The organism is Segatella maculosa OT 289, assembly GCF_000243015.1.
Taxonomy (GTDB): domain Bacteria; phylum Bacteroidota; class Bacteroidia; order Bacteroidales; family Bacteroidaceae; genus Prevotella; species Prevotella maculosa.
Genome location: NZ_JH594509.1, coordinates 84,909 through 93,761 on the forward strand (window position 1 = coordinate 84,909; position 8,853 = coordinate 93,761).

Consider the following 8,853-nt stretch of genomic DNA (forward strand, 5'->3'; position numbering starts at 1 on the left):
TGAAAATATTGAAAATGAAGAAAACATCATTCTTGCTTCTTGCTCTGACGGGTCTTCTGTTGCTCGTCTCATGTCGCGATTCGGAGACTTATGCAGAGAAAAAGAAGAGAGAACGCGCGGTCATCAACCAGTATATAGCCGACAAAAAAGTGAACGTCATCAGCGAGGAGCAGTTTCTTTCGCAGGACACGACCACGGATTTGTCTAAAAACCAATTTGTGCTTTTCAACAGTTCGGGCGTCTATATGCAGATTGTCCGCCGCGGAACGGGCAAAGTTCTTGGACCTAACGAGACAGCTACCGTGCTGTTGAAATATACGGAGGTGAACATGATGACAGACTCCGTGATTTCTTCAAACAATATCATGCGCTATTCGGCCTTGGTTGACGTGATGAAGGTCAAAATGATATCCGGTTCGCCTTTTGCACAGTTCGAATCGGGTGTCTTTATGAGTACTTATCGCACGCCAAAGGTGCCAAACGGCCTGCTGGCACCACTTACCTATATCCGATTAGGCAAATTAAGCGCGGAAGGAGTGGCCAAAGTGCGGCTGATTGTACCGTCCGCGCAGGGAACGGCAGTGGCTTCGGGTGCCGTTTACCCTTGTCTTTACGAGCTTACTTACCAACGAGGACGATAAAAAACCACAAGATATGACTTTAATAAAATCTATTTCCGGCATCCGCGGCACTATCGGCGGACGGTCCGGCGACACATTGAACCCGCTTGACATCGTAAAATTCACATCGGCTTACGCGACTTTCATTCGTCGCAGCAAGCAGTCTGACAGCAATACGATTGTCGTGGGACGCGATGCCCGCATATCCGGGGAGATGGTAAAGAACATTGTGTGCGGCACTTTGATGGGCATGGGCTATGATGTGGTCAACATCGGACTCGCAACCACGCCGACAACCGAGCTGGCCGTCAGGATGAAGCAGGCTGCAGGCGGCATCATCATCACCGCAAGTCACAATCCGCGCCAGTGGAATGCCCTGAAACTGCTGAACAATGAAGGTGAATTCCTCACAAAGGACAACGGTAACGAGGTGCTTTCCATTGCTGAAAAGGAAGATTTCACCTTTGCCGATGTGGACCATTTGGGCAAATATACAGAGGAAAACTTCGACCAACGCCACATAGACAGTGTGCTGGCACTGAAATTAGTCGATGTAGAAGCCATCAGGAAAGCGCATTTCAAGGTGGCTGTTGATGCGATTAACTCGGTCGGAGGCATCATTCTTCCCCAATTGTTGAAGGCTTTGGGCGTGGAATATACCTTCTTGAACGGTGAAGCCACAGGCGATTTTGCTCATAATCCGGAGCCGTTGGAGAAGAATTTGGGCGGAATTATGGCCGAAATCGGTAAGGGTGGCTACGATCTTGGCATCGTTGTGGATCCCGATGTTGACCGTTTGGCCTTCATTTGTGAAGACGGTAAGATGTTCGGCGAGGAGTATACGCTTGTCTCGGTGGCCGATTATGTGTTGAGCCATACGCCGGGAAACACGGTATCTAACCTGAGTTCAACACGTGCTTTGCGCGACATCACCGAGAAACATGGCGGCGTTTACACTGCTGCGGCCGTGGGCGAAGTGAACGTAACGACGAAGATGAAGGCCGTGAATGCCGTCATCGGCGGCGAAGGAAACGGTGGAGTGATTTATCCCGAAAGCCATTATGGACGCGATGCCTTGGTGGGTATTGCCTTGTTCTTGTCGAGTTTGGCACGGAAAGGCTGCAAAGTGAGCGAGCTTCGTGCTACATTCCCGACCTATTTCATCGCCAAGAACCGTATCGATTTGACACCTTCGACCGACGTGGATGCCATTTTAATAAAGGTGAAAGCACTTTATGGAAAGGACAAAGACGTGCAGGTGACCGATATAGATGGCGTGAAACTCGACTTTCCCGACAGGTGGGTGCATCTTCGTAAGAGCAATACCGAGCCGATTATCCGCGTCTATAGTGAGGCCTCTACAATGGAAGAAGCCGACGCTTTAGGTAAGAAACTCATGCAGGTAGTCTATGATATGCAGTAAGAAAGTTCTTTAACGATAACTATAAAAGGCGAACAGACCTTGTGAATGCAGGAAATGCGTTCATAAGGTCTGTTTCTTTTCGACTTATGTGAATAGGAACGTGCCGATTTTCTCGGCTATCCAAACCAGCAACCACAGCATGGCGAAGATGCAAGCAATCAACAGAAAGAAGATAATAGCAGCCTGAACGGCTTTCCGGTTGACCTCGTGAACGATATTCGCATCGTCGTTCACAAAACCATCTATCAGTCTGAAGTTCTTCTTGTTGGCCTTATGAAAGAAGTCTATCAGGTCTCCGACGTAGAAAGGGAGCAGTCCCAACAGAATGTCACGCAACATATTATTGAGCAAAGCCAGCGTCAAAGGAATAGAACGGAGCTTGAACAGCCCGAAATATACATGCACCATAGAAAACAATCCGGCTATCATGTCGCCGAAACCTCCGGGCACAAGACCGATAAGACCATCAAGACAGTAGTCGTCGGTAAGCCTCGTAACCTGCTTCATACGGTTATACAGCCTACTGTTTCTCAGCTTTTCCTTAGTTTGCTTGGTCATTGCTTGCGATAATACCGTCTTCTTCGGCCAATTCCTTATAGATATCGTCCAGAGAATTGAATAAAACATTCAAGTTGTTTTCTGTTCCACAAGCTTCTTTGAACAGGGCCATCAGGTCTTCGGAACTTGATTTGAAGGGCCCATCGTTCAGCAATAGTTGGATATTCAGCAACAATAAGCGATAGACGGTGACTTGATTGAAGGTGGACTTCTTGGTCTTTGACGCCTTTATCCCGGCAGCATAGGCCTTCAATAGCACCCTAACCATGATGCAAACCGCCATGGGTTCGTCGACGACAGACAGCTGAACACCACGCGAATATGCCTCAAAATGCTCTGGAATAGTCGTGAACCTGCCTTGCAAAAGCATGTTGAAATTGCGTTTATATTCGGTCACCATGGCCTCGTAGAGCCTGTCCGTTTTACAGGCAAACCGCAGATATTCGGTCATATCCGGCTGTTTGTTCTGAAACGTTTCTTGCAGTTTGGTCTGCATTTTTCCGTCATCTGCGTAGTTAAGACGGGCCAAAGCGGGGAATAAAATATCAAGAAAATGCGAACTGATTTCCTCGTAATGCTTCAACATAGCCTGCTTGATATGCCGCGGATCATTCTTCGTTTCAAAGTTGTTTTCTGTAATCAGACTGTCGATAATGCCGTTGGCAAAAGCCTCAAAAAAGCCTCTTACCAAGGCTGCCATAGCTTTGTAACTATTTACTTTCTTGCTCATTGTTTTTCATTTTAAGTGGTAAAGGTAGCTGTTTTTCCTGTGAATGCCAAGCCACGGCCTGAATATTTCGCATCAGTCCTGCATATTTTGCCCTTTTAACAGCACTGCCTTTGAATAGCTTGCGATATTCTTCTTCGGTCAGATTTTCCCATTGTTGCTTCGTCATCTCAAGGAGTTCAGCCTTCGGTTGCAGCTCGGGAATATCATTAGGTGTAGCAAATCGGTTCCACGGACAAGCCTTTAAGCATCGGTCACAGCCATAGATTGTGTTACCCATTTCTACGATAATGTCTTTCGAAAGGGCGCTCTTGTTCTCAATCGTTTGGTAAGAAAGGCATCTGGCCGCATTCATTTCGTGACCTTCAGTGATGGCTTTTGTCGGACAAGCCTCAATACATCGCCGGCAATTTCCGCATCGGTTTTCCATCGGACTGTCGTAAACCAATTCCTCATCAACGATAAGTTCGCCCAAGAAGAACATGCTTCCGGCGTGCGGAATAATGAGTTGATGGTTCTTTCCCGTCCATCCCAAACCGGCTTTCTCGGCCCAATAGCGTTCCAATACCGGCCCCGTATCAGCAAAAATGCGGCATTTCCGTTTGGCATTTTGGCTGAAGAGTGCGTCCTCATAGCCGAACTTTGCAGCCAACTGGCGCAGCTTTTCTTTCATGATGTCATGGTAGTCGAGGCCTATGGCATAGGCCGCGAGTTGGTATTCACTGTCAGGAAAGGTGGTATGTGGCGCATAGTTCAAGGCAACACAGATGATACTCCGGACCCCGGTCATCAACAATCGCGGGTCAAGTCGTTTGTCCGTGTGATTAGCCATATAGTCCATATTGGCATGGTTCCCCTTTTTCAGCCACTGTTTCACATGATCTGCCGTCGCTTTCTCCACGGGAGCAGCTTCTGCAATGCCGCAAGCAAAAAAGCCGAGGCGCAGTGCTTCGGCTTTAATTTCGTTCGTGAGATCTTGCTTATTCAAAGGTCTTGAATTCATATCCTTGTTCCTTCAGCCACTCAATCGACCTTGACAAAGCCGTCTTCAGCTTGTCGATACTCTTCAAAGAGTCATGAAAAGTGATGATAGAGCCGTTTCTTGTGTATCGTTTTACATTGGAAACAACGTCCTCGGCAGTTAACCATTTGGAGTAATCGCGCGTAACGAGGTCCCACATGATAATCTTATACTTCCTTTTTATCCACCAATAAACCGACAAACGCATCCAACCATGCGGCGGACGGAACAGATGTGAATGAATCAATTCGTTGGCCTTGTGCGTGTTGATGACGTAGGTGATGGTCCAATGTTTGAAAGACCCGATGTGATTGAAAGTGTGATTGCCCACTTGATGCCCCTCTTCAATGATTTGATTATAGAGGTCGTGGTATCTCAACACGTTCTCACCGACCATGAAGAACGTTGCCTTGACGTCGTATTTCCGTAGCGTTTCGAGGATGAAAGGGGTCGACTCGGGAATCGGACCATCGTCGAACGTTAGGTAAACTGCATGTTCGTTCTTGTCCATTCGCCAAGTCGCACCGGGATAAATCCAGCGCAACCATTTTGCCGGCTGCTCTATAAACATCCTCTTTCGTCCGCTTTAACGTCTACTCATGGCTCGGAAGCACCCCACCCTTACCGCGATACATCTTATATAAGGCTTGGAACTGATGCCCTGTACGCTCTCCGAGCTTCGGATCTATCACTCCTGCCACCTTATTACACTCCTGCATGATGGACATTTCACGCAAACAATCGCTCATGGATTGCGAGAATCGGTTGCCATCAAGGCTCAGATACCAATTCATGTACTGCGTGGAGTTCTTCCAAACATCATTGAACAAGGCCTTGGCCTTGGCCTTCTGGCCGAGTATGGCATAGCATTCTGCAAGGTCAAGACTGCCGCTTACATAGTTATTGGGCACGTTGTAAGCCGGGATAACCTTTGTACATTTGTCCAAAACAGCCAAAGCTTGCTTATCTTTATGCTCCATAATGAGCTGCTTGGCCAGTTGGGCAAAGAGACGACGATGTGTGTAACACATGCGCATCACAGTTTCATCGATATACAATCCCTTGGTCTGCAGGCCGCCAAACTTGTAACGTGTCATCAGATTACGATAGGTTTTGGCCGTGTCGAAGGTTGTCATTCCCTTGACAACCTTGCCGTCTATGTTAGTCGTAAACGGCGTAATGCGGTTTGCCAAGCCCTCTTGAATGAAGTTGTTCCCAAGATTCATGTAGTTTTCTTCACCCACAGTGAGGGCCACATAGATAGGACGTGTCCAGTTACATTGCGCAATCATCTCGAGCATCATCAGGTCGTTCTTGTAGAGTGCGCTCTTTCCGGCAAGCGAAATCACCATCTTTTCGGGAATGGAATCAGACTCCATCAACATACCGCTACGTTTCACGGCCTGTTTATCTATCGTTACGTAGACCGTATCGGTAGGAATAAAGTGCATATCGGCGTCTTTTGAACGCACCCAATACTTCATGATGTTCTTCAATTCAAACGGATCGTCGCCGAACTGCGCCTTAGCCTGTGCCGGATTCTCCTTATAGAACTGCAGAATCTGCTTCTTGGCCTCGGGCTGCACGGTGATATAATCATTCGTTCCCGAGCAGAAATCAAGACGAGGCCAGCTGATTGGCACTGCAGGAGAGTTGTAGGCAGGCCGCTTCATTTGGTCGATATACCAGTCGGTAGCCAGATAACTCAGGTTGCAAACACGGGCATCGGTCCTGACACCCTCTACCTCTTGGTTATACCAAAGCGGGAACGTGTCGTTGTCACCATTGGTGAAGATAATAGGATTGCCTTTGTCCTGAAGCGTCATCAGATAGTTCTGGCCGAAATCGCGGCAAGTGTATCTGCCGCTACGGTCATGGTCGTCCCAAGTCTGGCTGGCCATCTGAATGGGAATCAGCAATGCAAGGACCGAAACCACGGCTGCCAAAACTGTTTCGCTGACACGCAGCCGCTTCTTGAGCAAATCATAGATGGCAGCCACGCCGATACCGCACCAAATGGCAAAGGCATAGAACGAGCCGGCATAGGCATAGTCGCGTTCACGCGGCTGCATCGGGGTTTGATTGAGGTAGATAACGATAGCCAAACCCGTCATAAAGAACAGGAAGAAGACCACCCAGAACTGCCGAATGCCCCGCTGTCCACGCCAAGCCTGCCAGAACAAACCGATGAGTCCGAGCAAAAGTGGCAGACAATAGAACACGTTGTGGCCTTTATTGTTCTGCAAATCGTCGGGCAATTTGCTCTGATCGCCCAATCGTGCATTGTCGATAAACGGAATTCCCGTAATCCAATTGCCATGTTCCAGCTCACCATTGCCCTGAATATCGTTCTGTCTGCCGGCGAAATTCCACATGAAGTAACGCCAATACATGAAGTTACATTGATAGGAAAGGAAGAAACGAATGTTCTCCACCTGTGTCGGGACCTTCACCGTCATGGGTTCTCCGCAACGATCATACGAAACATTCGTGCCATCGACACCGCCCATCCAGTCTTCATAGGCCTGTGCATGCGCCTGATCGTACATGCGTGGGAAGAGCATGTTCTGTGCATAGCGGTACTTGTTCTTGTGGCTCACCACGAAATAGGAGTCTTTTTCCCCGGCGTTCGCCTTCTCTTTACGAGCGTAGATGGGTGCGCCTTCGCTCATTTCGGGCTTGCACATGTTGCCTTCAACCTGTAACGCTATCTGAGAAGTGTAGGCCTGGCCATAGCCCAAAGGGCGGTCTCCATACTGATCGCGGCTCAAATAACTACCCAAAGTAAAGATATCCTCCGGCGAGTTCTGGTCCATGGGCGGATTGGCCGTTGAACGAATAACGATAAGCGCGTAGCTTGAATAGCCAATCATCAGCATCAACAGGCAAAGCAAGGTCGTGTTCTTGATGCGCGACGTGACATAGCTCACTTTCTTCTTGTCAACCGTGTGCTTATAGTTCAAGGCAAACCAGAGTATGGCCAGGATAACGATGCCGATAAGCACGGCCGACCAGCCATAACCATAGAACGGAATACCGAGCATGGCTACCGAAGCCACGAAAGAAATGTTGCTTCGCTTCTCGCTCTTGTCGGTATAGCTTTCATAGATGGCCCAAAGCACGGTGGCAACAAGCAGCAGGATATAGATGATTTCGCCCGTATTGAATGGACAACCCAACACATTGACAAAGAAAAGTTCGAACCAACCGCCTACAGTTATGATGCCCGGAACGACTCCATAGAGCACGGCTGTCACGATAGCAAACGAAACAAGCAGCGCAATGAGCGAACCTTTGAGTTCGATATGGGGGAACTTGCGATAGCAAAACACCAAAACGATGGCCGGAATACAAAGCAGATTGAGCAAGTGCACGCCGATACTGAGGCCCGTCATATAGGCAATCAGCACCAACCAACGGTCACTGTGCGGCTCGTCGGCATGGTCTTCCCACTTCAAAATGAGCCAAAACACGATGGCTGTAAAGGCAGATGAATAGGCATAAACCTCGCCTTCGACAGCCGAAAACCAGAAGGTGTCGCTGAATGTATAGATGAGTGCGCCCACAAGACCGGCTCCCTCGATGACAATGAGCTTGGCCGTTGTGAGCCCGTTCCAATCTTTAAGGATAAGCTTACGCGTCAGGTTCGTCACCGTCCAAAAGAGGAACATGATGGTTGTTGCGCTCAACAGTGCGCTCATCATGTTGACCATGCGTGCCACGTCCGCCGGATTGCTCGCAAACTGTGAGAAAAGATTGGCCGTAAGCATGAAGAACGGTGCCCCAGGAGGGTGTCCAATTTCAAGTTTATAGCCTGTGGTGATAAACTCAGGACAGTCCCAAAAGCTGGCTGTCGGCTCAATCGTAGAACAATAAACAAAGGCGGCTATCAGAAAAGCGAGCCAACCCAGCACGTTGTCTACTAACTTGTACTGTTTCATTTATTAGAATAATGATTTATTTCGAAATAGTGATGCAAAGGTAATATAAATAATTAAAAGATGCTCCACCACATGGATAGAATGTGCACATATTTCATTTTTTTAAGCGCTTTGCCTGCTATCGGCCAGCTGACCAACCGACACGTCGCGTAATCTCAGCCATATTGCGCTCCAATCTCAGTCATATTGCCACGCAATATGGCTGTAATTAGCGCCTAATATGGCTGGGATTGCTTCGCAATATGGCTGGGATCGGACTGTAACAAGGCTGAAGGTGCCTTGCCTCTGACCAGGACTGATTTCACTTAGCCTTGTCCGCCGGTGCATCGTGCTGGCCACAAAACAAAAAAAGAGCCCAGAAGACATTGCTGTCCTCGGGGCTCCAAGTAAAAGAAGGCGGCTACCTACTCTCCCGCATTGCATTGCAGTACCATCGGCGCAGGCGGGCTTAACTTCTCTGTTCGGAATGGGAAGAGGTGGGACCCCGCCGCAATAACCACCTGATGTCTCTTTGGCAGTCGACTGGGTCACGGTTGATGCGTTGACAAGCTGTTTGTCTTGTC

At 48.5% G+C, this 8,853-nt stretch carries 7 protein-coding genes and 1 rRNA gene; 2 read left to right on the forward strand and 6 right to left on the reverse strand.

The window, feature by feature from the left end:
* Nucleotides 1–14: 14 nt before the first annotated feature.
* Together HMPREF9944_RS10805 and glmM are read left to right on the forward strand one after the other, a co-directional pair.
* The gene (locus HMPREF9944_RS10805; RefSeq protein WP_008566321.1) at nucleotides 15–641 is read left to right on the forward strand and encodes a DUF4827 domain-containing protein; all 627 of its coding nucleotides are present in this window, start codon (nucleotides 15–17) and stop codon (nucleotides 639–641) included.
* Between the two features lie 13 nt (nucleotides 642–654).
* On the forward strand, nucleotides 655–2,043 hold the full coding sequence (gene glmM / locus HMPREF9944_RS10810; RefSeq protein ID WP_008566323.1) for a phosphoglucosamine mutase: 1,389 nt from the start codon (nucleotides 655–657) through the stop codon (nucleotides 2,041–2,043).
* 84 nt (nucleotides 2,044–2,127) lie between these two features.
* Here glmM and HMPREF9944_RS10815 read toward each other — a convergent pair whose 3' ends face one another.
* The 6 genes from HMPREF9944_RS10815 to rrf form a co-directional block, all read right to left on the reverse strand.
* Complete coding sequence (locus tag HMPREF9944_RS10815; protein ID WP_008566324.1) at nucleotides 2,128–2,601, reverse strand: DUF4112 domain-containing protein; 474 nt, start codon at nucleotides 2,599–2,601, stop codon at nucleotides 2,128–2,130.
* On the reverse strand, nucleotides 2,585–3,331 hold the full coding sequence (locus tag HMPREF9944_RS10820) for a hypothetical protein (RefSeq protein ID WP_008566326.1): 747 nt from the start codon (nucleotides 3,329–3,331) through the stop codon (nucleotides 2,585–2,587). Before HMPREF9944_RS10820 ends, HMPREF9944_RS10815 begins: the two co-directional genes overlap by 17 nt.
* Complete coding sequence (gene queG / locus HMPREF9944_RS10825; protein WP_008566327.1) at nucleotides 3,312–4,331, reverse strand: tRNA epoxyqueuosine(34) reductase QueG; 1,020 nt, start codon at nucleotides 4,329–4,331, stop codon at nucleotides 3,312–3,314. The genes HMPREF9944_RS10820 and queG overlap by 20 nt, the downstream gene beginning before the upstream one ends.
* A complete protein-coding gene (locus HMPREF9944_RS10830) occupies nucleotides 4,309–4,920 on the reverse strand; it encodes a polysaccharide deacetylase family protein (protein ID WP_008566328.1) in 612 nt (203 codons plus the stop codon). The genes queG and HMPREF9944_RS10830 overlap by 23 nt, the downstream gene beginning before the upstream one ends.
* Nucleotides 4,921–4,942: 22 nt before the next feature.
* Nucleotides 4,943–8,290 (reverse strand): protein O-mannosyl-transferase family, encoded by a 3,348-nt coding sequence (locus HMPREF9944_RS10835; protein ID WP_008566329.1) that lies wholly within the window; start codon nucleotides 8,288–8,290, stop codon nucleotides 4,943–4,945.
* A gap of 391 nt (nucleotides 8,291–8,681) precedes the next feature.
* A 5S ribosomal RNA gene (gene rrf / locus HMPREF9944_RS10840) occupies nucleotides 8,682–8,794 on the reverse strand.
* Nucleotides 8,795–8,853: the final 59 nt, after the last annotated feature.

Coding starts and splice junctions, on each gene's coding strand:
- HMPREF9944_RS10805 (WP_008566321.1), top strand. CDS start 15: ATGAAGAAAACATCATTCTTGCTTCTTGCTCTGACGGGTCTTCTGTTG.
- HMPREF9944_RS10815 (WP_008566324.1), bottom strand. CDS start 2,601: ATGACCAAGCAAACTAAGGAAAAGCTGAGAAACAGTAGGCTGTATAAC.
- HMPREF9944_RS10835 (WP_008566329.1), bottom strand. CDS start 8,290: ATGAAACAGTACAAGTTAGTAGACAACGTGCTGGGTTGGCTCGCTTTT.
- queG (WP_008566327.1), bottom strand. CDS start 4,331: ATGAATTCAAGACCTTTGAATAAGCAAGATCTCACGAACGAAATTAAA.
- HMPREF9944_RS10830 (WP_008566328.1), bottom strand. CDS start 4,920: ATGTTTATAGAGCAGCCGGCAAAATGGTTGCGCTGGATTTATCCCGGT.
- glmM (WP_008566323.1), top strand. CDS start 655: ATGACTTTAATAAAATCTATTTCCGGCATCCGCGGCACTATCGGCGGA.
- HMPREF9944_RS10820 (WP_008566326.1), bottom strand. CDS start 3,331: ATGAGCAAGAAAGTAAATAGTTACAAAGCTATGGCAGCCTTGGTAAGA.